This is a genomic window from Nitrosopumilus sp. S6 (genome assembly GCF_054515815.1).
Map to the genome: position 1 here is coordinate 18148 of NZ_JBTNRI010000009.1, position 23775 is coordinate 41922.

Genomic DNA, 23775 nt, shown 5'->3' on the forward strand with positions numbered 1-23775 from the left:
CAATTGAGGGTTTGTGCTCAAATCTTTATGAATTTGAGATTAAGGGTTCACGTTATTTTTAAGTAGGGCACAAAAAGCAGATCCACTCATGGTATCAGGTAACGAAATTAGACTTAATCGAATTCTTAGAAAAGGAAGAATGTTATGTATTCCAATGGATCATGGTATTTCAAACGGTCCTATTGAGGGTCTTGAAGACCCAGCATCAACAATTTACAAATGTGAAGGCCACGGCCTTACAAGTGTAATAATTAACAAAGGAATTATCAAATCATTACCAAAACCACCCAAAGTTGGAGTTTTAGTTCATTTTTCAAGTAGTACTGCATTATCATTATCACCTAATCGAAAAATGCTCACAGGTACTGTAAAAGAAGCAGTTGCATTAGGAGCAGACGGAGTTTCATTACACATCAACATTGGTGGAAAAGAAGAACCAGAGATGTTAGAACAATTAGGATTAACTGCAGACCAATGTCACAGATGGGGAATGCCACTTTTAGCAATGATGTATCCAAGAGGGGAAAACATCAAAGATCCACATGATCCTGAAATTGTTGCACATGTTGCAAGAATTGGAGCAGAGTGTGGAGCAGACATTGTTAAGACATTATACACTGGAGATATTGATTCATTTTCAAAAGTTGTAAAGAGTACACCAGTCCCAATTGTAATTGCAGGTGGACCAAAAGCAAAAACAGATTTAGATATTCTTCAAATGACTGAAGATGCCATGACAGCAGGAGCAAAAGGTGTCACATATGGTAGAAACATCTTTGCACACAAAGCACCTGAAAAAATGGTTGCAGCATTAGCTGAAATAATTTTCAGAAAAGGCACAGCAAAGGAAGCAATGAAGAAAATTGAGTAAAAGTAGAGAATTAATTATTTCCCCTAAAGGTTCACAGGTACAATTATCCAAACTTTTACCACAACTAGAAGAAGAAGGTATCAAAATGGTATACCTTGATCCAAAAAAACTAGGTAAGAAAAAAACAAAATTGCAGACAGTTTATCCATCAAACAATGCCAATTATGTAGTTCTTGAAAAAGAAAATTCAACAAAACCAAAGGGTAAAAAAATTGGAAGAAAATTCCAAGTGTTATCAAATACAGATATTGAAGATATCTTAACTATTGCAAAAAAAGGTCTAGATTTTGTAGTTGTAGAAGTTAAAGACTGGAAAATAATCCCATTAGAGAACATTATTGCAAAGTTACACAAGATACACACCAAAATTTTTGCAATTGCAAGAACACCTGAGGAAGTGCGAAAAATGTTTTCAATTCTAGAGGTAGGAGTAGATGGAGTAATTTTCAGTACATCATCAATCAATGAGGTTAGAGAAGCAATGGTTTACTTGGGAACTAGAAGTTTTGACATGAAGCCTGCAAAAATTATCGATATTAAAGAAGTTGGAGACGGCGAAAGAGTTTGTGTAGATACAGCATCAATGCTTCACAAAGGAGAAGGTATGTTAATTGGAAGTAGATCAAACTTTTTGTTTTTAGTTCACAATGAATCAGTGGGTTCATCATTTACATCGCCAAGACCATTTAGAGTCAATGCAGGAGCAGTACATTGTTACACATTATCGCCAGATGGAACAACTAACTATTTGTCAGAAGTAGAAACAGGCTCAGAAGTGTTGATTCTAAATTCTAAAGGAAATGCAAGAAGAGCAACTGTAGGAAGATCAAAGATTGAAAGAAGACCAATGTTAATGATTAAAGCAAAAGCCGGAGGAGAAATTGGTGGAATCATTGCACAAGATGCAGAGACAATTCGTTTTGTAAAGCCAAACGGACAACTAGTGTCAGTTACACATCTCAAAAAAGGAGACACAGTAATGGTTCATTCAAAACCTGCAACGGGTAGACATTTTGGCATGGAAGTTTCAGATGAATATATTTTAGAAAAATAAAATGAAATACAAAACTTGTGTATCCATAGCAGAAAAAACACCTAACAAAGTCAAACAGACATTAAAAATCGCTTTAAAAAAATCAGATTTTGTTGAGATAAGATTTGATTTTCTAAAAATCGAACAAATTCCAGAGACATTAGAACTAATCAAAAAAGATTTGAACAAATCAGTTTGTACACTAAGACCAAAAACAGAAGGAGGTCAATTCACAGGAAATGAAAAAGAAAGAGTTGCAATAATTAAATTGATTGCAGAGTACAATCCATTCTTATTAGATGTAGAGTTTAACACTCTAAAAAGAAATTCGTCATTAGCAAAGTATCTAAAATCAACAAAAACAAAATTACTTGTGTCTTGGCACGATTTTAAAAAGACTCCAAGTTCTGGTGAGTTAAAAAAGAAGATGAGTCAGATGAGTAAATTTTCAAACTTTGTGAAAATTGTCAGTTCTGCAAAATCAACTGATGATTCAACAAGAATGCTTGAGCTATACAGTAAGAATGACAAAAGCAATCTAATCTCATTTGCCATGGGGGATTTTGGCAGAATTTCAAGAATTTTGTGCCTATATTTGGGCAGCCCATACACATACGTCTCACTAGGAAAACCAGTTGCTCCAGGTCAGTTTAGTGTTGACGAGGTAAATAGAATCACCAACTTGAAAAAATAATCATCATATCAATTGAGAGTTTAAATCAATCATATTACGCGAAGATATTATGGGGAAAACATTTGCTGTAATTGGAGATCCGATTAACCATTCGTTGTCTCCAAATATTCACAGTGCAGCGTTCAGAGAATTGGATATGGATTGTTCATACATTGCATATAGAATTCCAAAAGATGAATTAGAAGAAGGAATAGAAGGCTTAAAAAAAATTAAAATTGATGGATTTAATGTCACCATCCCTCACAAAGTTGAGATGATGAAATATTTAGATAAAATTGATGAATCATGTAGTCTAATTGGTGCCGTAAACACGATTGTAAACAATGATGGAGTATTGAAAGGGTACAATACAGACATGAATGGTTTTCTAGAACCACTAAAGAAAAGAAAGATAGACATTACAAATTCAAGTGTACTTTTACTAGGTGCAGGGGGAGCTGCAAGAGCCATTGTTGCAGGATTTGCAAAAGAAAAGGCAAAAAACATTACAATTGCAAATAGAACAATAGAAAAGGCAAAAAACCTAGTAGAGTTTGCACAAAAGATCAGCCTTGATGCAAATGCCATAACCATTGATGAAGTTGGAGAGTCTGCAAAAAATTACAACATTATTGTCAATGCAACATCAATAGGACTACAAAATGAATCCAGTCCAATATCACTTGAAGGGATTAATGAAAATACAGTTGTCTACGATATTGTGTACATGCCAATGAATACGGATTTTATAAAAAAAGCAAAAGAAAAAAACGCCATTATTATTTTTGGATATGAGATGTTGTTAGGTCAAGCAGTAAGAGCATTTGAGATTTGGCACGGCATGGAAGCACCTTATAATGCCATGAAAAAAGCACTGTTAGGAGGATTTTGATAGTGAAAGCAAAGGCTACCGTTCACGGAGCAGTTTCAATAGTAAATGCAATTGCAAACCAAAAAGGAGCAACATTAGGAATAGACCTAAAGGTTGAGGCCATAGTGGAAACATCCTCTGGAAAAGGCATAGTCATTCAATCAGAAAACAAGACCCTAAGTTCTCGTCTAATTAACAAGACAGTTGAAAAAATTGTTTCAAAAAAAGACCTTGAAGAGAACAAAATTACAATCACATTAGAATCAGAAATTCCTACAGGATATGGATTAAAAAGTTCTAGTGCAATATCATCAGCAGTTGCATTGGGATGTGCAAAAATTTTTAAATCAAAATTTACTGATCAGCAGATTTTACTGGCAGGTGTTGATGCATCAATTGAATCAAAAGTAAGCATCACTGGAGCATATGATGATGCATGTTCATGTTATTATGGAGGATTTAATGTTACAGATAATGCAAAAAAGAAAAGAATGAGTTTTGAAAAAGGTCCATCGAATTTGATTGCAGTTATTTTCATTCCAAAAAACAGAAAACGTGGAAATCTAAAAAAACTCAAAGTACTATCATCAGTTTTTGATCATGCTTGGAATTTAGCAAAAAAGGGAGATTACTGGGAAGCAATGATAATTAACGGATTAGCTACAGCATCTATTCTTAGTTCAAGTCCAGAAATAATAACAGAATTAATTGAAAGAGGTGCTTTAGGTGCATCAGTTTCAGGAAATGGACCTGCAATTGCTGCAATTACAAAAAAAGAAAATGAATCCAATATCAAAAAAGCATTTTCATCATTAGAGGGAAATATCATAGTTTCAAAAATCAGTAACAAAAAGGCTGAAGTTCATGAAGTGTAAAGTAGAAAAATCAAAAATTTCAGGACAAATAGTTTGCCCTGCAAACAAAAGCTATACACATAGAGCAATATTTCTTGCATCACTTGCAGGCAATAATAGCAAAGTGGATAATGTATTGTTATCAGCAGACACCCTTGCAACAATTGAAGCCTGTAAGAAATTTGGAGCAGAGATTGAAAATGAAAATTCATCAATAATTGTCAAAAATCCCATAAAATTTGATAAAACCGTGCCTGAAATTAATACTGAGAATTCAGGAACAACAATTAGAATAGCCTCAGGAATTGCAGGTTTGTTTTCTAAAGAGATTACTTTGACTGGAGATGAAAGCCTACAAAAAAGACCCATGCAGCCTCTCTTAGATGCACTATCAAGTATCGGAGCACAATGTCAATCAACTGATGGAAAACCACCAATCAAAATCAAAGGGAAAATTTTAGGAGGAGATGTTACAATTCCAGGAAATTTTTCTAGTCAGTTTATTTCTGCATTGTTAATTAGTGCACCATTAACTGAAAATGGAATTAATCTCTCAATAAAAGATAATTTAGTATCAAAACCATATCTTGATGCAACAATTGCAACAATGAGAAAATTTGGAGTTAGTGTACAAACATTAATTCCATACAAAAGATACAACATTTCACCACAAGTTTACAATCCAACAACATTTAGAGTTCCAATTGATTTCTCTAGTCTCGCATTATTATTATCAGCAGCAGTACTTAACGGAGATGAAACAACAATCAAAGGAAACATTGGAAATTTGCCTCAAGGAGATGAAGTCTTTATAGATATATTAGAACAATTAGGAGTAACAGTAAATATTGGTGAAGATGAAATTAAAATCAAATCACCTGAAAAACTAAAGGGAGGAAGATTTGATTTGAGTAACTCACCAGATCTTTTACCACCATTAGCAATACTTGCACTAAATTCAGAATCTCCAATTGAAATTGTTAATGTAAAACATGCAAGACTAAAAGAAACAGATAGAATTGCAATAACATCACGAGAATTAGTCAAACTTGGAATAAAAGTTCAAGAAAAAGAAGACGGATTAATTTTAGAGTCAACAGGAAATCTTAATGGAGCTGAATTAAATTCTGAAAATGATCATAGACTCTTCATGGCATTTTGTATTGCAGGAATGTATGTTGGAAATTGTATTGTAACAGATCCAGAATCAGTTCAAGTTTCGTATCCAAACTTCATTGAAGAGATGAGCAGGATCGGAGCAAAAATTCAACTAGAATAATTTTTCAAAAAAATCAACTTAGGGGATAAAAGGCGCGACCTTGTATAGGGTGAAAAGCATTCTCCACACCCTCAACGCTTTTGCGTAGATAACATGTCTTTTTCGCAAGGCCGCGCAAATTATGCAGTAAAATTTGCACGTTTTTCCATATATTCTATATGTTATTATTATATTTAAGAATATATTAGAATAATTTCATAAAAGAATGCTATATTATGTAAATTATAATTATACCTAAATTTTTTCAAAAAAATTATCTGAAATAACCAGAAGATTTGTAAGAATTCCGAATGAGGAATTATAAGCATCATTTAGCTTTGATATTATGTTGCCGGGAAGTTCTATTGGTCAGCGTCTTGTGTTGACAAGTTTTGGTGAAAGTCATGGAAAATCCATCGGAGCAGTTTTGGATGGGTGTCCTGCAGGATTAGAAATTGATGAAAAAGATATTCAAAAAATGTTAGACCAAAGAAAACCAGGACAAAATCTAATTTCAACTCAAAGAAAAGAAGGAGATGTAGTAGAAATTATCTCAGGAGTTTTCAGAGGACACACAACAGGTGCACCAATAACAATGGTAATTTGGAACAGTGATCAAAAATCAAAAGATTATGAAAATTTAAAAACAAAACTTAGACCAGGACATTCTGATTATCCAGCCATGATGAAATACAATCAATACAATGATCACAGAGGAGGAGGAAGATTTTCAGGAAGATTAACTGCAACACATGTGATGGGGGGTGCAATTGCAAGAAAACTTCTTAAAGTAACATTAGGAATAGAAACAAATTCTTTCACATCACAAATTGGAAAAATAAAGATGGAAAGAGAATTCAATGAGAAAATGATTAATTCAATTTATAAAAATGAAGTACGATGTCCTGAAACTAAAACAGCAAAAATGATGAGAGCAAGTATTTTGGATGCAAGAAAGAAAGGAGATTCGTTAGGAGGGATAATTGAATCAGTTACAACAAATGTTCCAGTTGGTTTGGGAGAACCAATTTTTAGTTCACTAGAATCAGAATTAAGCAAAGCAATGTTTTCCATTCCATCAGTGAAAGGAGTAGAATTCGGATCAGGGTTTAAAGGATCTGAACTTTATGGTTCTGAAAATAATGACTTGTACATCATAAAAAGAGGTAAAATTGTAACTAAGACAAATAATTCAGGAGGAATACTAGGAGGAATATCAAATGGCATGCCAATTACTATGAGAATTGCATTCAAACCAGCATCATCAATTTCACAAAAACAAAGTACAGTAGACATCAAAACCAAAAAAGAGACTACACTGCAAGTAAAAGGAAGGCATGACCCATGTGTTGTTCCAAGAGCCCCACCAGTAGTAGATTCTCTTGTAGCATTAACAATTGCAGATCATGCACTAATTTCAGGTCAAATTAAGCCTGTTTTGTAAGAAAATGTCAGATATCAACGACTTACGGAATAAAATGGACGAAGTAACTCTTCAAATGATAAAGTTACTGAAAACTAGAACAGATATTGCAAAAGAGATTGGGGAAGTAAAGAAAAACATTGGTAAAGGAGTTACGGATGAAACACGGGAAGACAATCTTCGCGGAAAAGTAATTTCAGTATGTCAAGAAATAGGATTAGATGAAAAAATTGCTACAAAGTTTTTGAATTTTTTATTAAACGAATCAATCAAGGTCCAATCATCAAATAAACAAACTCATCTTTCAATATTCCTTAAAGCAAAAGAATTGGAACAACAAGGGCAAAACATTATCCATATGGAAGTAGGAGAACCAGACTTTTTGCCACCAACAATTGTAAAAGATGCATTAGAAGAAGTGTTTGACAAAGGATTTCTAAAATACGGACAAGCAAAAGGAATGCCAGTGTTCAGAAAAGCATTAGCAAAGTATGCAAGTGAGAAATTCAATGCAAATGTATCTCAGGAAAATATCATAGTCAGTCCAGGTGCAAGATTCTCAATATTTACAGCAATAACCACTCTTCTAAATCCAGGAGATGAGATGATTGTAATTGAGCCAGCATGGCCAGCATACAAAGACTGTGCATTAAATTCAGGAATCAAAGTTAGAACAATAAACACATCTTTTGAGAACAAGTGGGAACCATCCATTGAACAAATAGAAAACACAATTAATCCAAATACAAAAATGATTGTCCTAAATTATCCCAACAATCCAACAGGCAAAATTCTTCCAGAAACATTGCAAGATCAAATTATTGAAATTGCAAAAAAGAATAACCTCTATGTATTAAGTGATGAAATTTATTCAGAATATGTAAAGTCAGAATGGAAAAGTGTTTTGAGTTACAATTACAAAAAAAGTATTGTAACACAATCATTTTCAAAATCTCATGCCATGACCGGTTTTAGAATAGGATATGCTATTGCAGATACAGAGATTATTGAAAAAATGGCAAAATTAGAAGCGTTGTGTCTAACAAATGTATCAGAACCAATCCAATACATTGCCATGAAGGCATTAGAAGCAGATACATCCAACAACAATAAAACAGTCCAAAGTAGACTAGAAGTATTGATTCAAAAAGCAAATGAGATGAATTTAGATATTGTTGTTCCAGATGGAGCAATGTACATTTTTGCTCGAGTCAACAAAGAAGGATTTGATGGAGTACAATTTGCAAATAGTACACTTGAAAGAGGTTTAGCAGTAGCACCAGGAGAAGGATTTGGAGATTACAAAAATTTCATAAGAATTTCTGCATGTCAAGACGAGAAGACACTAATTGAGGGAATGAATATACTAAAGGATATCATGAGTGAAAATCAATGAAGAAAGTTACAGTTATTGGCGCAGGTGGGCAAATGGGTCAATGGTTTGCCAAATATTTTGCAGATAAAGGGTTTGAAGTAACAGGTTTTGATTCAGAAAACAAAATTCCAGGTAAGGGAATCATACCATCAGATTCTCTAGTTGGAGCAATTCTCAAGGCAGATTATGTAGTCTTATGTACACCAACAAGAAGAACCCCAGAAATTATCAGACTAATTGCAAAAGAGATGAAAAGAGGAACATATCTTATTGAGATTTCATCAGAGAAATCCAAAGTTGTCTCATCATTATCAAAAATGCCTGCAAAAATTAATCCAATTTGTATTCATCCAATGTTTGGGCCAGGGGTAAAAACAATAAAAGGTCAAAACATAATTTCTGTTCCAATCAAAGATGCAAAAAAAGAATTGACTGTAACAAAGTCATTGTTTGAAGGAGCTAATTTTGTCACAATTGATGCAGTTGAACATGACAAAAAGATTGCAGTAATTTTAGGACTAACTCATTTAATGAATTTAGTTTTTGCAAATATTGTTTCAAAAGATGAAAAAATGCTACTTACAGAGAAGATGTCAGGTACTACTTTTAGAGTTCAGAAAACATTAGCAGAAAGTATTATGACCGAATCTCCAGAATTAATTGAAACTATAATTGCAAATCCAGAAATCCGTAGAGTTGCAGAAGAGCTATGGAAAGACATTGGAAGATTACTAACTGCCGTTCAAGAATCCAAGACAGAAGAAGTTGTAAATTACATTAAAGATTGCCAAGAGAGATTGGCTAAACATACAGACATCAATGAGTCTTACAAGAAACTAACAAAGATGGTCAAAGCCGTTGAAAAATAACGGATATGCGCTCGACAAAGATAGTTACTTCCTTTATCAAAGATAATGAAAAATTACTAATTCTAAAGCGAAGTGAAGAAGTCAAAACCATGAAAGGATTATGGGCAGGCATAAGCGGAATTATAGAAAAAAATGAAGAGCCTCTTAAAAGAGCAAAAATTGAGATTTTTGAAGAAGTAGGAATTACAGAAGATGAAATAACTTTAGTAAAATCTGCAGAAGAGATGAGAATTAACTCACCACAATATCAAAATCATGAATGGGAGATTTTTCCATTTTTATTTGAAGCAAAAAATCCAACCATCAAACTCAATTGGGAAAATTCGGATTTTAAATGGATTAAAGTAGATGAATTGAAAAATTATGAAACAGTTCCTAGTCTTGAAAAAGTATTATTCAATTTGTTGTAGATTTTCGTTTTCTTTTTCATATTTTTTTTGTTGAGGCAACATCATGTAAACACATGCTCCTCCACACATAGTACAAGGGACATTATTACCAGGATGTTGTCCGGTTCTACTGTGAATTTTTGCAGCTTCTTCAGGATCAATAGACAAAGCAAGTTGTTTTTCCCAATCTAGGGTACGACGAGCTTCTGTCATCTCTATATCCCATTTGATCGCTTTATCACGAATTTTTACAAGATCACCAGCATGTGCTGCAATTCTATATGCAATTAATCCAGCTTTTACTTCATCAGCATTAGGTAATGCAAGATGTTCTGAAGGAGTAAGATAACACAAAAGATCAACACCTTCACTTGCAGATACAGCTGCACCAATTGCACTTGCAATATGATCATGTCCAGATGCAACATCAGTTACTAATGGACCTAGAACATAATATGGAACATCGCCAATCAAAGATTTTGCTAGTCTAACATTTGCTGCAACTTCATTTAGTGGAACATGTCCAGGACCTTCAACCATTACTTGAACATCTTGTTCATGTGCACGTTTAGTCAATTGTGATATGTTAATCATTTCTTGAACTTGTAATTCATCATGAGAGTCTAAAATAGAGCCAGGTCTAAGTGCATCTCCAAGGCTAAAAGTAACATCATACTTCTTAGCCATCTCTACAAGATAATCGTAATGAGTCAAGTATGGGTTTTCTTTATCATGTTTTAACATCCATGCTGCAGTAATAGTACCACCTTTACTGACAACACCGCCATATCTTTGAACTTTTAGAATTCTCTTTGCAATGTCTTTGGTGATTCCACAATGGATAGTTGTGTAATCAACACCATCCTTTGCATTGTTTTCAAATGCATTTAGGTAATCATCTTCAGTAAGATTCAAAGGGTTTTTGTGGACTTCAACGCCATAATTGTATGCTTCATAGATTGGAACAGTACCGAAAGTTATTGGTGCAGTTTCTAACAAAGTTTTTCTAATATGTTTTACATCACCACCATCACTAAGATCCATCATAGTATCTGCATGATATTTTACTGCAACTTTTGCTTTTTCAATCTCTTCTTCAAGATTTACGTTTAATGTAGAAGTTCCAATGTTTACATTAACTTTAGTTTTCAAACCTTTACCAATCCCAACGTTATGAATTTTTTGAGGTCTGCAATTATTACTTGGAATAATAATAGAGCCCTTTGCAATTTTGGGGATTAGCCAATCAAGAGTTACATCTTCATCTTTTGCAACTTGTTTCATCTCATCAGTTGCAACACCACGTCGTGCTGCAGTCATTTGCGTTGCCATAAAGTAATCTAGGCTTTTGCCTGATTTAAACAATCATAAAGATACAGAAATTTGTTGATCGCAGGAAATTTGTTCAATACTATATTAAGAAAATAGATCGGCTTTAAATGGAATAATATGATATTAGATCTTGTGAGAACAGTTAGGGAATGCAGACATTGTGGAAAAGAATTTTACAGTATGAAAGATGAATTTTGTTCATTTGATTGTGTAACTCAATCATCATAAATTCAGTTTAGATTAAGCTCTTTTTGTAGAGTTAATTTTTCAGATTGAATTTTAGAAATTCTATCTAAAATGGGTTTAATTATACGCTCAGAATCAGGAGAATTTACAAAATTTTGCTTTATCTCAGAAACTCTTTGAGACAATTCCAATTCAGCATTAATTAATGAAACATATTCTCGGAGTTTTTGATTTTCAGATTGCAGAGAATCTATTTCAGTCATTTTATCTTGGAGGACTCCAACTTTCTTCTACAGAATCATCAGCATTTCCAGGAACAAGATATTGCTTACCGCATTTGAAACATTGCCACAAGAATTTTCCATCTTTTTTTGTTTGATATTGCATTGGCAACAAACATGCAGTACACAATAATTCTTCAGGAGTAGAATCATCAATCATTGGAATTTCAGTCATTATCGTGAAATAAACTTCAAACTATAAAACAAATATCATAAAAATTGAAGAATTCAAAAAGAAAAATAGATTAGTGTTCAAAATAAGAAAACAGTGTGAATATAATTTCTATTGGAGGATCAGATCCATCATCAGGTGCAGGGATTCAAAGCGATATCAGAGTATTTACAAAATTAGGGGTACATACATTAACTGCAGTTACTGCAATTACAAGTCAAAATACTTCAAAATTTGGAATTGTTGAACCAGTATCATCCAATATGTTAAAAAAACAACTAGAGTCATTGTTTTCAGATTTTAAAATTGACGGAATTAAAATTGGAATGGTGTATAATTCAAAAATTATCAAAGTAATACACCAACAATTAAAAAAATTAAAAATTCCAATTGTAGTTGATCCAGTAATAAAATCAACAACAGGGGGGAATCTAATAGAAAATAATGCAAAAAAAGATTTTCAAAAGTACATCATACCACTTGCAACAATAATTACACCAAACAAATTAGAAGCAGAGTTTCTTACAGAAACAAAAATTTCAGCAAAAAACACGCCTGAAAAAATAGCAAAAATAATTCAAAATATGGGAGCAAAAAATGTTGCAATCACAGGATTTGAAGAAAAGAAAAACAAAGTGTCAGATTTTGTTCTAGAAAAAAATAGAAAATACATCATTTCAGGAGAGAGAATTCCAAAAATTAACCACGGTAGTGGATGTAATCACTCCGCTGCAATAGTATATTCACTTGCAAAAAAGAAAAGCATCAAAGAGTCATTATATTTTGCAAAGAAATTCACACATAATTCAATAAAAAATGCAAAAAAAATTGGAAAGGGGATTGTAATTACAGATATACAAAATAACAAAGGAGTTGAAGAAGAGTTATCATCAGCAATAACTAAATTTACAAACATGAAAGGAATTTACAAAAACATTCCAGAGTGCCAAACAAACTTTGTATTCTCAAAACAAAAACCAAAATCTATCAAAGATGTTTTAGGAATTTCAGGTAGAATTGTAAAAGCAGGAAAAAATGTACTTGTGGCAGGAGATTTGAAATATGGAGGTTCAAAACATGTTGCAACTGCATTATTATCAATGAATAAAAAATATCCAGAGATTTGTTCTGCAATTAATTTAAAATATCAAAGTACAACATTATCAAAAATTAAAAAATCAAAACTAATAGTGAGCAGTTACGATCGTAGTAAAGAACCCAAGAATGTAAAAATTCAAGGTTCTACAATTAGATGGGGAATAAATTCTGCAATTAAAAATTCAAAAATAATTCCAGACATCATTTATCATAAAGGAGATTTTGGAAAAGAACCAATGATTATTGTTTTTGGAAAAACACCAGAAAATGTTTTAGAAAAAATATCAAAAATTAAAGGGTAAAATTCCAATATCAAATCATCCTTGAACATAAATACTCAAATACAAAATGATATTTGTGAAGGCAGTAATTTTAGCAGGTGGTTTAGGTACAAGATTACGTCCACTGACACTCAAAACCCCAAAACCTATGTTGCCATTAGGAAAAAAACCAATTCTAGAGCATCTAATAGACTGGAATAAAAAAAATGGTGTAAAGTCAATAGTATTATGTGTAAGTTATCGTAAAGAAAAAATTCAAAATTATTTTAAAGATGGAAAAAAATTTGGAGTAAATATAGAATATGCAATTTCAAAAAAACCACTAGATACTGCAGGTCAACTCAAAACAGCTGAAGAATTTATCGATGACACTTTTGTTTGCGTGTATGGAGATTCAATTTTTGATTTTAGTCTTAGAAACATGATAAAACAACACAAAGTAAAAAAAGCATTTACAACCATGAGTCTATACGAATACAAAACCAATTTGGAATACGGAGTAATCAGTACTTCAAAGACAGGTAAAGTAACAAGTTGGGAAGAAAAACCAGAAATTAAAGCAAATATCAACATGGGCTGTTATGTGATGGAGCCAGGTATTTTGAAATACATTCCAAAAAACAAACCATACGGAATGGATGATGTAATCAAAAAAGCAATGAAGAATAAAAAATTAGTTAGTAGTTTTGTTACAAAAAAAGGCTTTATGGATATTGGGAATAAAGAATCATACAAACAGGCAAATGAAGAATATGCAAAGAAATCTAAAAAGAGGTAAAAAATGAACGAACCCATAATAAGAAAACTAGGAATTGATGATTTACAAAATGGGTTTCTCACTACACTTGATTCATTAAGAAAAGCAAGTGATATTGATAAAAGTAAGGCAGAAGAGATTTTCAAGAAACTTGATTCAAATCCAGACTATACCATAGCAGTTGCAGAGATAGATGGAAAGATAGTGGGTTCAACTACATTGCTAATTGAACAAAAGTTCATCCATAATGGAGGATTAGTAGGTCATATTGAGGATGTAGTGGTGGATAAGAATTTTCAAGGACAAAAGATAGGAGAGAAAATTATGAAATATCTTCTTGAAATTGCTAAAAATCAAGGCTGCTACAAGACAATTTTAGATTGTACTGATGATGTAAAGCCCTTTTATGAAAAATTAGGCTTTAAACAAGTTGCAAATGAATTAAGATTTGATCACGTTTAGAAATATTCTTTTTTTGGACGGGGTTTTCTAACTTTCATCAAACGTATTCCAAAATAGATTACAAGTGCAGATAATACCATAAACAAAGGTGGCATAATCAAAACAGTGTCTGTAATGTATGGTTCAGCAATTTTATCAATTAGAGTTTGAGAAAATGCCATTCCACCAAGTAAGATGAGTCCATCTACAATGAGCATTGCACCTATTTTTTTAGAACCATAGTACTTTGACAAAATGAATGCAACTGCAGCTAAAATTCCTCCAGGGGCAATAGTTATTGAAATGAATTGGAGTAGTTTTGGATTTGCAAAATTATCAGGATCAATTGGAAGATCAGAAGTGTTTGGATCATCAAACATAAAGATGTAAAGCGAACAAACTACGAGAACAAACAGTACAAAAAATGCAATGCTGCCAAGTCCTAACCAGTTTTCAAGTTGCATAATTCATCAAATATTTAGTTGAATAATAAACTATACAGAATCATACAATTCCAACTAGATTAGCTAGTTCTTTTCTACAGGAAGCACCAAGTTTCTCTGCTGCCTCTTCAGGAGAAATATCATTTAAGAAAATTCCATATCCACGTTCTAAACCAGACCAGGATTTTGTGATTGGGTAAATTTCAATATGCCAATGAATCTGTCTACTATTTTTCTTCTCAGGGGACAGATGAAAGACCAGGTTATATGATACATTTTTGATAGTTTGGGATAATCCTCCCAGGGTTGCTCTTAGAATCAGGGACAAATCATTGATTTCTTTTTGAGTGATTTTTGAGAAACTTGTAGTGTGTTTCTTTGGTGCAATCCAAAACTCATACGGATATGATGGGGACCAAGGGCAAAATGCGATAAAGCCTTCAGTTTGAAGAACCTGCCTAGGACCGCTAATTTCCTCATTAACAGTCTGACACATTGGGCACACACCCTTTTCATTTAGAATTTTGTGGGATGCCTCTGCCTCCTCTTCAATGATTGGAGGAATTGTAGAGAAGGTCAATAGGTTAAGATGAGGATGAGGAGTGGTACTACCAGAGAGTTCTCCCTGATCAGCATAAATTGAAACGTATGTAACTCCTTTTTGAGTATAAAGCCATCTTAATCGGTCTTGAACAACTACTAAAATGTTGGACCATTGTTCAGTGTCAATTGTTGCAAAAGTATCTTTTTGATTTGGAGAAGCAACAACAATGTAATGATATCCATATGCAGGTTCGCTGTAAAATGGCCTATCACTGTAAGAGTTCTCAGTATCAACAGATACAATTGGATTTTTACTTTCAAAAACTCGGATTGACCATCCTTCAACAAATTCATCATCACTGTCTTGTAATCTTTGTAGCATTCCATCTTTTGCAACAAGAGACAAAACAGAAGGATTTGTCATAGATTCATTTCCAGGAGCAAAAGGAGATTTTTTTGAGTCTTTAACTTTGTCGTCTTTTTTTGAGACAATCATAAAACGCTCAGAAACATAATCTTTGCGCATATCTCCCATAATTGTAATTTGAAGTAAATGTCTGTTAAAACGTTTACTAAGATCCAATGACATCCCAAATTAGAAAATATTTTTGGAAAAAAATTTCTAAAAAATAATAAAATACGAATTTCATCAAAAAATACTTCGTTTTAGAAATGAAAAAACAGAAAATTAGAAAGTTCAATGTTTTTTGATCGCAAAATTTGTTGCAAGCTTTAAAGGAGAGCATCAGGTCTGGATTAATCAGGGGAAGATATGGATAATTCTGATGTTCATATGATTTACGTTCTTTTAGATGGTGTAGGAGACCTTCCACATCCAGATTTAGATGGAAAAACACCATTAGAGGCTGCAAATACCCCAATTTTAGACAAAATTGCAAGTAATGGGGCAATTGGCGAAGTAATTTCTGTAGGAAAAGGCATTGCACCTGAATCAGATATCGCAGTATTCAACATGTTAGGATACAAATTCAAACATGAAGATTATGCAGGTAGAGGAGTAATTGAGGCAATAGGGATTGGAATTGATTTTAAAAATGGAGATCTTGCATTAAGAGGAAATTATTCCACATTAGATGATCAAGGAGTTATCATAGATAGAAGAGCAGGACGACATATTGAAAAAGATGATGCAGATGGAATAGCAAAAGAGATTGAAGAGAAGATAAAGTTCTCAAATCCAGACACATCTGTTGTAGTATCACCAACAATTGGTCACAGAGTAACTGTTAGAATTAGAAACAATTCAAAAAAATTATCATCAAAGATTACAAACACAGACCCAGCATATAGTAACATTGGAGGTATGGGAGTGGCAAAAGCTGTTGGGGATTTTTTGAAGATTGAAAAATGTTTACCTTTAGAAGATGTTGAAGATGCAAAATCAACTGCAAATACAGTAAATGAATTTTCAGAACAAACAATCAAGATTTGCAAAGAAAGTCAAATTAACAAAAAACGAGAGGAACAAGGAAAAAAGAAACTCAGTTGTATTTTACTTAGAGATGCAGGAAACAAGTATCCAGATGTAATACCAATTAATGAAAAATACGGTATGAATTTTTCATGCATTGTAGATATGCCAGTGGAGTTAGGAATTTCAGAAGTACTAAAGATGAAAGCCTTTGAAGCTGGAGGATTAACTGATTATGAAGAAAAAGCAAGAGTTGCGGCAAAAGCAATGGAAACTCAAAATTCAATCTACGTTCATCTTAAAGGCCCTGATGAGTTTGGACACGATGGCGACGCCATAGGTAAAATGAAAAACATAGAAGAGATTGACCAAAGATTCTTCAAGACACTTGTTGAAAACATAGATACTAACAAAGTAGCAATAGTAATTTCAGCAGACCACTCAACACCATGTATTAACAAAGGACATAGTGATGATCCAGTTCCAGTATTAGTCTCAGGAGACTTTATCAAAAAAGATGGAACAACAAGAATGACTGAAGAGCAAGCAAAAAAAGGAAGTATTGGACTTCTTCAGGGCGCAGAAGTAGTTACAAAATCTTTAGAATTAATCAAATCTCAAACGTAGTTAACTTATTTTCTTGTTGCATTTCTATTGCTTTAGTTCTAATCATATCTACATCAATAGAATGATACGTAGAAGGAGATGTTCCTAATTTCTCTAAGACTCTACGAAGCATTCCAATTCCAATGCTTAATTCATCTTTTTGAGCATGTGCAAAAGCAACAGCCATTAATATAATTCCTTGAACAATTTCTTTTTCTCGGCCAAAACATTTTTTCCAAACACCTTCAAATGCTTCATGGCTTTCCCAGAATCTTTCATTGTTAAAATAGAATATTCCATCAGCAATTCCTTTTTCTTTGTCTATTTCTTCTTCAAAGACATGACGAATATTATCGATAGGACCAATTGGAGAGAGTTTTTCAATTAATTTTTCAAGATCTTCTTTTTCAACTGAGACATCTAATTCAACAAATTTTTTAGCAATTCTGGCAACTCTAATTGAAGCATTCATGTCAGATGCAAGATCTCTTGCTTTGTAAACGACTTCACGGGAATTTTCAGGTCCATAACCAGTGTTTTTTAGATGAAGCATATAGCGTTCCATAGTAAGATTTACCTAAGATTTTCTTAAATTTCTTATCTATTTCAATCAAGGTTTATATGAAATATCTAAAGGATTTTGGGTACATGTCCATAATTGAGACTATTACAGACGTAGATAACACCTTCCTATCCAGAAGAGAGCTTACATGTAATTTTGCAGGATTGGCAGGAAAACTCAAAAAACTTGAGGCAGTAGATATGATTACTAAAGAATTCAAACTGGATGGTAAAGTGATAATTCCAATGAGATTAAAAACTCATGTGGGAAAACCAGTTGTAACAGGAACTTTCTTTGTTTATGAAGATGAAGGATTGGCTAAAAAACACATCAACCCAACAATTTTCTCACGATTAGAAAAATCAAAAGCAAAACTTGCAGAAGCTGAAGCAGCAGCACAAGAAGCTACTGTAGAAGAAGCTAAAGAAGAAACACCATCTGAAGAAGATCCTGTAGAAGAAAAAGCAGTAGAAGCTCCTGCAGAAGAAGCTAAAGAAGAGGAGAAATCTGAATAATGGCAGGCAAGAAAGGTTCCAGTCCAAATGTATATGCATACTACAAAGTAGACGGCGATAAAGTTTCAAGAATTAAAAAAATATGTTCAAGATGTGGTAAAGGAGTTTTCATGTCTGAACACAAAGATAGACACACATGTGGAAAATGTGGTTTAACAGAATTTAATCAATAAAATATTTTCAAATCAATACAATTTCTTTTTACGAATTTTAGAACTCTTTTCTTCTAGTTGTTCAATTTTAGAAACAAACGCAGGATCAAGCTTAATTTTTGAAAGAGCATCTGCAGGTAATTTTACAGTGTTTGAATCTAAAGAAATGTTAGTTTTAGGAAGGTTTCGGTCAATCCAAAATTTCGTAACCTTATCTTCAAGTTTATAGTCACGAAATCCAGCTGGAAATTTTTTTGTGATATGATTTAGCAATGTTCGATCTTTGAATACAACTCTAGGTTCAAACAATCGTGTTTCATCACTATACACATTTTCAAATAAATTTCCAGAGATTTCATCAGATAGCAATTCCATCTTTGAAATTTTTCGTATTAATTCTAGAAAATGTAAAAATTCATGTGCCAAAATTGCATGTATTGTGCCTTTGAGACCATATGCTACCAGAGGAGCAGAAATTTGAATTACAACCTGGAATTTATCCTCAAACACAACAGGGATTGTTCTTGCAAATAAAATTCCATATTCATAAGAATTTGGATTGGGTGAAGATATTACAAGTGATGGCTCCACATATGCAACAGGATAACGTATTCCTGATGCTTTTTCAATTCTATTAATTCCCGCAATAGTGATTGGAAAACGTTTGAGTGCAAGATCATACACATCATCAGGAACTATCCCTTTAGAGTGTGCATCTTTGAAGCGTACTAGTGGATCCAACACCATCCCTCGACAATTTTGAATGTAAAAAGGTTGATTTGATTAAGACCTAGGTTTTCCAGACTTTGCCTTCTTTTTTCTTCGTGTATCTGCTCTTTGATCAGCATGTCTTTGATGTTTACCTTTTTTTCTTATTGGCATGACATTTTGAAATATTCAGAGCTAGTTAATTGTTATCATTTTACTTCAACATCATGAAAATCAAATTCAAGACACTTGCATGGAATGCCAAGAGTCTGACTAATTCCAGGAGAAACATCATCACCAGTAACAAAACGTTTTACAGGCAAACCACCTTCAAACTTGAAAAATAGTGTGAAAGAAGTATCATCGTGTTTCTTGTGTTTTATGGAAAATACTCTTTTCTCAGAACGTTTTCCAGATTTTTCATAAACAGTAATCGGTTTTTTGGTAAGATTTTTTAATTTACGTAAAAGTTTTGGATTAATCTTTGAGGATGTAGAAATTTTTGCTTCAACTAATGAATTGAATTTTAGAGGCTTTTTTGGAGAATCTGGAACAATTTTAAAATTATTAACTTTGATATGTTCTAAATTAGCAGAAGATATTCTCAGACTTCGTTTATGAGGATTTTGAATTTTCACAAAAAATGGTCGTCCCGTGCCCAGAATTAAGCTTGATTTATCCTCACCACCAATCCATGTGAATTTAGCAGTGGTTCCACCTAATTTTTTGAAAAGAAATTGAGATATTTCTCCTTCAACACTATCATGTTCAGTGATTCCATGAAAATCACAAATTCTACATCCTTTACCAGAACAATTTGAACAAGATTTTTGTTTTTGTGGAAAACCTCGTATTGATTTAACATATCTTCCAGATAGAGTCAAAGATTTGGATCGAATATCACAATAATCATCCTTTAGATTTACAGTAAAAACAAGCTCAGGATCTAAATAATCAAATCTTTTCTTGGTTTTTTTGGAAAATAGTTTTCCCAATTCTTTAGTTATGTCGGCCTTTATTCCATCAATTCCTTTTAGTTTGTATTTAGAGCGTACAGTGTCATCTCTATCTATTATTGATGGTTTGATTATTACACCAACACTAAATGAAGAATAAGAATAAGGTGATGCAGAGTCAAGCATCATATTCAAAAAATAATTTAGGTTATCAAACAGGTTTTTACAAATATAGCATCTTTGAGCAGATTTTGAATTTTTCTTTAGTTTTTTTCCAAGGAATTTATTTGATGAAAGATAGAGTTGCTTTGAGAACAATCGTCCAAGACAATTTTCACATAAATCATATTTTTTTAATATTTGATTTGCAATGGGAATAATTTTCTGATAAGTAGTCATTTTAGAAGGAAGGGTGTTTTTACTATTAACCTAATCCCATTCTTCTAAGAGTACCTTGCATCTGTCTTCCTTTTGATGCCTTCATCATATTCTTAGAATTTTTGTAATTTTTCATTAATTCTTTAACTTCACCCTCAGGCCAACCTGAACCACGTGCAATTCTTTTGATTCTAGAGGAATTCAATAATCCTTCAGGATCTGCTTTTTCTTGAGTAGTCATACTTTGAATAATGTATCTCCATTTTGAAACTCGGTCCTCCATTTGATTTACTTGATCATCTTTTACCATTCCAGAAAGACCAGGCATGCTTTCAAGAATTCCTTGCAATGAACCCATTTTAGTTACTTCTTCTAACTGAGAAAGAAAGTCTTCCATGTTCATTTTTCCACTAGAGATTCTTTTCATTCTATCATCATCACTTTCACTTTCCAAACGTTTTGCTAAATCCAAGACAGCTTGAATGTCACCCATTCCCAACAGACGTCCAACAAATCTTGTTGGAGAGAATTTTTCTAAATCATCAATTCTTTCACCAGTACCAATGTACATAATTTGTGCACCAGTTGCAGCAGATGCAGCTAATGCACCACCACCCTTTGCAGAACTATCTAGTTTTGTAATTATGACACCACCAACAGGGATTGTTTTATGAAATGCTTCAGCTTGATTGAAACATTGTTGTCCAATTGTTCCATCAATGACAAGTAGTGCTAAATCTGGATCAGTAACTTTGTTAATTCTATCCATTTCATCAAGAAGATCTTGTTCTTCTTTGTGACGTCCAGCAGTATCAATTAAAATAACATCTAAGGGTTGGTCTTCAAAATGTTTCAGACCATTTTTTACAATACTAGGAGAATCTTTGTTGTTTTCTTCACCATATACCTCAACATTTGATTTTTCACACATTGTTTTGAGTTGTACCAATGCACCAGGTCGATAGGTATCAGCCCCAATAACACCAACTTTGTACCCTTGTCTAGTCAGGAATTTAGCAAGTTTGGATGCAACTGTGGTTTTACCACTTCCTTGAATTCCTAGTAAGATGATTTTGTTTTGTTTTCCTGGTTTGAAATCAAATTCAGACTCGTTTCCAAGCAGGTTTGCAAGTTCATCATATAGAATTTTGACAATGTGATCTTTCCTAGATAGGCCTGGTGGAGGAGTCTCATTGAGAGCACGTTCTTCCAAATGTTTTGTGATTTCAAGTACCAGTCTCACATTAACGTCAGATTGTAATAATGCTCTTTGAACATCCTTTGATAGTTCTTTGATTAACTCCTCATCTATTCCTGAGGATTTTACAATCTTCTTGATTGCATCACCTAAACTACTCTTAAGTCCATCAAGCATTGTAATTCAATTCGGCATCCACTATTTCAAACCTTCCTCTATAGCCATCCCATTTTTTTTCGGCTTGGTTAATTTTGATCGAGTTTGAAAATAAAGGACAATCAAGTACAAATGTTTCAGCTTCACCACCTTCAAAATTTAGATTAAATCCAAACTTGTCAGAAAATTTTCTCAAAGTTTCAATTTCAGAATGATCAATTATTTTTCCTAACCAGGAATCATCTAGCCCATCAGAGGATACAGTAATCATAATAAATGTAAAATTTGCATCAAGTAAATCATTCATGTATTGTTCAGGATCTAAACCCCACAATGGTGTAACTACAGATAAACCATATTTTGAACAAACGTTTTCAAATTTTTCTTTTTGAAAATTGCTTTTGATTCCACCATGCACGATTCCTTCAATGTTATACTCATCTTTGGCAGTCAGTATTAGATTTTCCAATAAAGAAAGTTCATCTTTTGTCTGATCAGAATTAGAATCAATTGTAAGTTGTGGAATTTGCATTGATTTTGCTTGTAATTTTGTCCATTGTATATTTGGATGATGAAGCAAATGACTTTCTTCAGATTTTGTAAATACACTTAGAAGACATTTGATTTCATGGCCTTGTTTTTGTGCCAAGTGTATAGCATAAGTACTATCTTTTCCACCTGAGAACAGAGAAGCAAGTTTCATTTTATAAAAAAATCAATCCAACAATTGTTTAAGTTTATTCAAAGGACGCTTCAACACTCATAATCGTCATCATAAATCAGACGGCTTTTCCGATAATCATCAGCATCCAGACTATGTCTTAATGCGCATGATTTTAGTTTTGTCCATTACAACCCAATATTCCACATTTTGTCCGTTTTCTAATTTTCCTTTAACTTCATCATCAATCAATGTAACATCAATTGTTTCAAAAGTTTCAGAATCCATTAGTTGAACAGTATCACCAGTCATGGAGATAATTTGTCCTACTTTTTTGTTGATCATAGGTACATGGATTTGCATGCTGACTGGTCCTACGTGTGGTCTTTTTTGGCCATCAAAAATACCCTCAGCGACAATTCTTGCTTTTGCTGCACCGTGTTTTCCTGGTTTTGAAGTATCATATTCTACAATTCTACATGGTTCGCCACTTGGTTGATCTGAATGTGGCAGTAAAATGTAAGAACCGATTTTTAATGAACCAAGATCAGAAGGTTTGCTCATGCAAAAACAGTTTTTGGTCGAATATTTAACTTTTCTACTTTAGTTGTTCTAAAATTGAAAGACTCATCAAATTTGTCATTGACAGACCTTTTCTGTTAGCATCACGTCTTGTTTGCTCACAGTATTTTTTAACACTTTGATGACTCTTTTCACTTGCAACTTCAATTACTATAATATTTTCAGAGTATGGGAATGTAAATTTGGAAGGATTTTTACAAAATGTTTCCATGTTTCCCATTCCTGCAGACTCAATTTGGTCTTTTTTTACCAATAAATGAGCAATTTCAGAAACATCTTCATCTTCACCATATTCCAAATAATAGACAGATACAAAATTTACATCTCCTAGAACTTCGTGTTGAAATAGATCGTCTTTTACATTAAAGACAAAAGATGTTTTTTCTTGATTATGATCAACAAGATCATCTGTAATCTTTGCACTGTCTTTGAACTTAGCTAAAAGATAATGATTTGTAGAATCTGAAAAATAGGGTTTGCTTTCAGATGAAAATGTGCCAGTAACAAAATACAACCTTTCAATGTTTTTTGAGTTCAACCATGATTCTTTTAGTTCAATTGACTCATGGGTGTGAAGATAAGGTGCACAAACATAACCAGAATAAGATAATTTCAGTTTGGACATTAATCAATGAACATTTTTGAAGACTATTTATGCTTATATTGATCAGTCGATCAAATCTCTACGATAGTTTTTTAATAGCAGTAAACTTCGTTTT

At 33.0% G+C, this 23775-nt stretch carries 28 protein-coding genes; 16 read left to right on the forward strand and 12 right to left on the reverse strand.

Annotation, left to right across the window (positions count from 1 at the left end):
- Positions 1-88: 88 nt before the first annotated feature.
- The 10 genes from ACX12B_RS06985 (at position 89) to ACX12B_RS07030 (ending at position 9637) form a co-directional block, all read left to right on the forward strand.
- Positions 89-871: a 2-amino-3,7-dideoxy-D-threo-hept-6-ulosonate synthase gene (locus ACX12B_RS06985; protein WP_459353313.1), complete on the forward strand. Its 783-nt coding sequence runs from the start codon at positions 89-91 to the stop codon at positions 869-871.
- Positions 864-1925: a 3-dehydroquinate synthase II gene (locus ACX12B_RS06990; RefSeq protein ID WP_459353314.1), complete on the forward strand. Its 1062-nt coding sequence runs from the start codon at positions 864-866 to the stop codon at positions 1923-1925. The genes ACX12B_RS06985 and ACX12B_RS06990 overlap by 8 nt, the downstream gene beginning before the upstream one ends.
- 1 nt (position 1926) lies before the next feature.
- The gene (gene aroD / locus ACX12B_RS06995; protein WP_459353315.1) at positions 1927-2598 is read left to right on the forward strand and encodes a type I 3-dehydroquinate dehydratase; all 672 of its coding nucleotides are present in this window, start codon (positions 1927-1929) and stop codon (positions 2596-2598) included.
- A 49-nt stretch (positions 2599-2647) separates the two neighbouring features.
- Positions 2648-3469, forward strand: coding sequence for a shikimate dehydrogenase (gene aroE, locus ACX12B_RS07000; protein WP_459353316.1), 822 nt, complete (start codon positions 2648-2650; stop codon positions 3467-3469).
- A 2-nt stretch (positions 3470-3471) separates the two neighbouring features.
- On the forward strand, positions 3472-4323 hold the full coding sequence (locus ACX12B_RS07005) for a shikimate kinase (RefSeq protein ID WP_459353317.1): 852 nt from the start codon (positions 3472-3474) through the stop codon (positions 4321-4323).
- Positions 4313-5581 (forward strand): 3-phosphoshikimate 1-carboxyvinyltransferase, encoded by a 1269-nt coding sequence (gene aroA / locus ACX12B_RS07010; RefSeq protein WP_459353318.1) that lies wholly within the window; start codon positions 4313-4315, stop codon positions 5579-5581. Before ACX12B_RS07005 ends, aroA begins: the two co-directional genes overlap by 11 nt.
- Before the next feature lie 325 nt (positions 5582-5906).
- On the forward strand, positions 5907-7004 hold the full coding sequence (gene aroC, locus ACX12B_RS07015; RefSeq protein ID WP_459353319.1) for a chorismate synthase: 1098 nt from the start codon (positions 5907-5909) through the stop codon (positions 7002-7004).
- A 4-nt stretch (positions 7005-7008) separates the two neighbouring features.
- The gene (locus tag ACX12B_RS07020) at positions 7009-8379 is read left to right on the forward strand and encodes an aminotransferase class I/II-fold pyridoxal phosphate-dependent enzyme (protein WP_459353320.1); all 1371 of its coding nucleotides are present in this window, start codon (positions 7009-7011) and stop codon (positions 8377-8379) included.
- Positions 8376-9227: a prephenate dehydrogenase/arogenate dehydrogenase family protein gene (locus ACX12B_RS07025; RefSeq protein ID WP_459353321.1), complete on the forward strand. Its 852-nt coding sequence runs from the start codon at positions 8376-8378 to the stop codon at positions 9225-9227. The genes ACX12B_RS07020 and ACX12B_RS07025 overlap by 4 nt, the downstream gene beginning before the upstream one ends.
- Before the next feature lie 5 nt (positions 9228-9232).
- The gene (locus ACX12B_RS07030) at positions 9233-9637 is read left to right on the forward strand and encodes an NUDIX domain-containing protein (protein WP_459353322.1); all 405 of its coding nucleotides are present in this window, start codon (positions 9233-9235) and stop codon (positions 9635-9637) included.
- On the opposite strand, the gene thiC is transcribed toward ACX12B_RS07030, so the two are convergent.
- From thiC to ACX12B_RS07045, 3 genes are all read right to left on the reverse strand, one after another.
- Positions 9620-10948, reverse strand: a complete 1329-nt coding sequence (gene thiC / locus ACX12B_RS07035; RefSeq protein WP_459353323.1) for a phosphomethylpyrimidine synthase ThiC — start codon at positions 10946-10948, stop codon at positions 9620-9622. The genes ACX12B_RS07030 and thiC overlap by 18 nt on opposite strands.
- A gap of 230 nt (positions 10949-11178) precedes the next feature.
- Entirely contained in the window at positions 11179-11397 is a 219-nt protein-coding gene (locus ACX12B_RS07040) for a hypothetical protein (protein ID WP_459353324.1), read from the reverse strand.
- 1 nt (position 11398) lies between these two features.
- Positions 11399-11590 carry a hypothetical protein gene (locus ACX12B_RS07045; RefSeq protein ID WP_459353325.1) on the reverse strand — a complete coding sequence of 64 codons (192 nt, stop codon included), beginning with the start codon at positions 11588-11590 and terminating at the stop codon, positions 11399-11401.
- 95 nt (positions 11591-11685) lie between these two features.
- On the opposite strand from ACX12B_RS07045, the gene thiD reads away from it, so the two are divergent.
- From thiD to ACX12B_RS07060, 3 genes are read left to right on the forward strand one after another with little or no spacing between them, the layout of a single operon-like run.
- Complete coding sequence (thiD, locus tag ACX12B_RS07050; RefSeq protein WP_459353326.1) at positions 11686-12987, forward strand: bifunctional hydroxymethylpyrimidine kinase/phosphomethylpyrimidine kinase; 1302 nt, start codon at positions 11686-11688, stop codon at positions 12985-12987.
- 55 nt (positions 12988-13042) lie between these two features.
- On the forward strand, positions 13043-13744 hold the full coding sequence (locus ACX12B_RS07055; protein ID WP_459353327.1) for a nucleotidyltransferase family protein: 702 nt from the start codon (positions 13043-13045) through the stop codon (positions 13742-13744).
- 3 nt (positions 13745-13747) lie between these two features.
- Positions 13748-14185, forward strand: coding sequence for a GNAT family N-acetyltransferase (locus tag ACX12B_RS07060; protein ID WP_459353328.1), 438 nt, complete (start codon positions 13748-13750; stop codon positions 14183-14185).
- Here ACX12B_RS07060 and ACX12B_RS07065 read toward each other — a convergent pair.
- Positions 14182-14628: a hypothetical protein gene (locus ACX12B_RS07065; RefSeq protein WP_459353329.1), complete on the reverse strand. Its 447-nt coding sequence runs from the start codon at positions 14626-14628 to the stop codon at positions 14182-14184. The genes ACX12B_RS07060 and ACX12B_RS07065 overlap by 4 nt on opposite strands.
- Positions 14629-14668: 40 nt before the next feature.
- The gene (locus ACX12B_RS07070; protein ID WP_459353359.1) at positions 14669-15685 is read right to left on the reverse strand and encodes a galactose-1-phosphate uridylyltransferase; all 1017 of its coding nucleotides are present in this window, start codon (positions 15683-15685) and stop codon (positions 14669-14671) included.
- A 237-nt stretch (positions 15686-15922) separates the two neighbouring features.
- Here ACX12B_RS07070 and ACX12B_RS07075 point away from each other — a divergent pair, with 237 nt between their 5' ends.
- Positions 15923-17209, forward strand: a complete 1287-nt coding sequence (locus ACX12B_RS07075; RefSeq protein WP_459353330.1) for an alkaline phosphatase family protein — start codon at positions 15923-15925, stop codon at positions 17207-17209.
- Here the strand turns inward: ACX12B_RS07075 and ACX12B_RS07080 are convergent.
- On the reverse strand, positions 17193-17753 hold the full coding sequence (locus ACX12B_RS07080; RefSeq protein WP_459353331.1) for a DUF309 domain-containing protein: 561 nt from the start codon (positions 17751-17753) through the stop codon (positions 17193-17195). The two genes, ACX12B_RS07075 and ACX12B_RS07080, sit on opposite strands and share 17 nt — an antisense overlap.
- Positions 17754-17836: 83 nt before the next feature.
- On the opposite strand from ACX12B_RS07080, the gene ACX12B_RS07085 reads away from it, so the two are divergent.
- Complete coding sequence (locus ACX12B_RS07085; RefSeq protein WP_459353332.1) at positions 17837-18265, forward strand: eS24 family ribosomal protein; 429 nt, start codon at positions 17837-17839, stop codon at positions 18263-18265.
- Positions 18265-18438, forward strand: a complete 174-nt coding sequence (locus tag ACX12B_RS07090) for a 30S ribosomal protein S27ae (RefSeq protein WP_014962835.1) — start codon at positions 18265-18267, stop codon at positions 18436-18438. The genes ACX12B_RS07085 and ACX12B_RS07090 overlap by 1 nt, the downstream gene beginning before the upstream one ends.
- A 12-nt stretch (positions 18439-18450) precedes the next feature.
- On the opposite strand, the gene ACX12B_RS07095 is transcribed toward ACX12B_RS07090, so the two are convergent.
- The 6 genes from ACX12B_RS07095 to ACX12B_RS07120 form a co-directional block, all read right to left on the reverse strand.
- Positions 18451-19164, reverse strand: coding sequence for a hypothetical protein (locus ACX12B_RS07095; protein WP_459353333.1), 714 nt, complete (start codon positions 19162-19164; stop codon positions 18451-18453).
- 170 nt (positions 19165-19334) lie between these two features.
- Complete coding sequence (locus tag ACX12B_RS07100) at positions 19335-20480, reverse strand: tRNA pseudouridine(54/55) synthase Pus10 (RefSeq protein ID WP_459353334.1); 1146 nt, start codon at positions 20478-20480, stop codon at positions 19335-19337.
- Between the two features lie 25 nt (positions 20481-20505).
- A complete protein-coding gene (locus ACX12B_RS07105) occupies positions 20506-21834 on the reverse strand; it encodes a signal recognition particle receptor subunit alpha (protein ID WP_459353335.1) in 1329 nt (442 codons plus the stop codon).
- Positions 21827-22516 (reverse strand): diphthine--ammonia ligase, encoded by a 690-nt coding sequence (locus tag ACX12B_RS07110; protein WP_459353336.1) that lies wholly within the window; start codon positions 22514-22516, stop codon positions 21827-21829. Before ACX12B_RS07110 ends, ACX12B_RS07105 begins: the two co-directional genes overlap by 8 nt.
- Positions 22517-22627: 111 nt before the next feature.
- A complete protein-coding gene (locus ACX12B_RS07115; protein ID WP_014962830.1) occupies positions 22628-23038 on the reverse strand; it encodes a translation initiation factor IF-5A in 411 nt (136 codons plus the stop codon).
- 34 nt (positions 23039-23072) lie between these two features.
- A complete protein-coding gene (locus tag ACX12B_RS07120) occupies positions 23073-23681 on the reverse strand; it encodes a hypothetical protein (RefSeq protein ID WP_459353337.1) in 609 nt (202 codons plus the stop codon).
- Between the last annotated feature and the right edge of the window lie 94 nt (positions 23682-23775).

Excerpts from the sequence above, each read along its gene's own strand:
- ACX12B_RS06985 (WP_459353313.1), top strand. The coding sequence starts at position 89 with ATGGTATCAGGTAACGAAATTAGACTTAATCGAATTCTTAGAAAAGGA.
- aroD (WP_459353315.1), top strand. The coding sequence starts at position 1,927 with ATGAAATACAAAACTTGTGTATCCATAGCAGAAAAAACACCTAACAAA.
- aroE (WP_459353316.1), top strand. The coding sequence starts at position 2,648 with ATGGGGAAAACATTTGCTGTAATTGGAGATCCGATTAACCATTCGTTG.
- aroA (WP_459353318.1), top strand. The coding sequence starts at position 4,313 with ATGAAGTGTAAAGTAGAAAAATCAAAAATTTCAGGACAAATAGTTTGC.
- aroC (WP_459353319.1), top strand. The coding sequence starts at position 5,907 with ATGTTGCCGGGAAGTTCTATTGGTCAGCGTCTTGTGTTGACAAGTTTT.
- ACX12B_RS07020 (WP_459353320.1), top strand. The coding sequence starts at position 7,009 with ATGTCAGATATCAACGACTTACGGAATAAAATGGACGAAGTAACTCTT.
- ACX12B_RS07025 (WP_459353321.1), top strand. The coding sequence starts at position 8,376 with ATGAAGAAAGTTACAGTTATTGGCGCAGGTGGGCAAATGGGTCAATGG.
- ACX12B_RS07030 (WP_459353322.1), top strand. The coding sequence starts at position 9,233 with ATGCGCTCGACAAAGATAGTTACTTCCTTTATCAAAGATAATGAAAAA.
- thiC (WP_459353323.1), bottom strand. The coding sequence starts at position 10,948 with ATGGCAACGCAAATGACTGCAGCACGACGTGGTGTTGCAACTGATGAG.
- ACX12B_RS07040 (WP_459353324.1), bottom strand. The coding sequence starts at position 11,397 with ATGACTGAAATAGATTCTCTGCAATCTGAAAATCAAAAACTCCGAGAA.
- ACX12B_RS07045 (WP_459353325.1), bottom strand. The coding sequence starts at position 11,590 with ATGACTGAAATTCCAATGATTGATGATTCTACTCCTGAAGAATTATTG.
- ACX12B_RS07060 (WP_459353328.1), top strand. The coding sequence starts at position 13,748 with ATGAACGAACCCATAATAAGAAAACTAGGAATTGATGATTTACAAAAT.
- ACX12B_RS07065 (WP_459353329.1), bottom strand. The coding sequence starts at position 14,628 with ATGCAACTTGAAAACTGGTTAGGACTTGGCAGCATTGCATTTTTTGTA.
- ACX12B_RS07070 (WP_459353359.1), bottom strand. The coding sequence starts at position 15,685 with ATGGGAGATATGCGCAAAGATTATGTTTCTGAGCGTTTTATGATTGTC.
- ACX12B_RS07075 (WP_459353330.1), top strand. The coding sequence starts at position 15,923 with ATGGATAATTCTGATGTTCATATGATTTACGTTCTTTTAGATGGTGTA.
- ACX12B_RS07080 (WP_459353331.1), bottom strand. The coding sequence starts at position 17,753 with ATGGAACGCTATATGCTTCATCTAAAAAACACTGGTTATGGACCTGAA.
- ACX12B_RS07085 (WP_459353332.1), top strand. The coding sequence starts at position 17,837 with ATGTCCATAATTGAGACTATTACAGACGTAGATAACACCTTCCTATCC.
- ACX12B_RS07090 (WP_014962835.1), top strand. The coding sequence starts at position 18,265 with ATGGCAGGCAAGAAAGGTTCCAGTCCAAATGTATATGCATACTACAAA.
- ACX12B_RS07095 (WP_459353333.1), bottom strand. The coding sequence starts at position 19,164 with ATGGTGTTGGATCCACTAGTACGCTTCAAAGATGCACACTCTAAAGGG.
- ACX12B_RS07100 (WP_459353334.1), bottom strand. The coding sequence starts at position 20,480 with ATGACTACTTATCAGAAAATTATTCCCATTGCAAATCAAATATTAAAA.
- ACX12B_RS07105 (WP_459353335.1), bottom strand. The coding sequence starts at position 21,834 with ATGCTTGATGGACTTAAGAGTAGTTTAGGTGATGCAATCAAGAAGATT.
- ACX12B_RS07110 (WP_459353336.1), bottom strand. The coding sequence starts at position 22,516 with ATGAAACTTGCTTCTCTGTTCTCAGGTGGAAAAGATAGTACTTATGCT.
- ACX12B_RS07115 (WP_014962830.1), bottom strand. The coding sequence starts at position 23,038 with ATGAGCAAACCTTCTGATCTTGGTTCATTAAAAATCGGTTCTTACATT.
- ACX12B_RS07120 (WP_459353337.1), bottom strand. The coding sequence starts at position 23,681 with ATGTCCAAACTGAAATTATCTTATTCTGGTTATGTTTGTGCACCTTAT.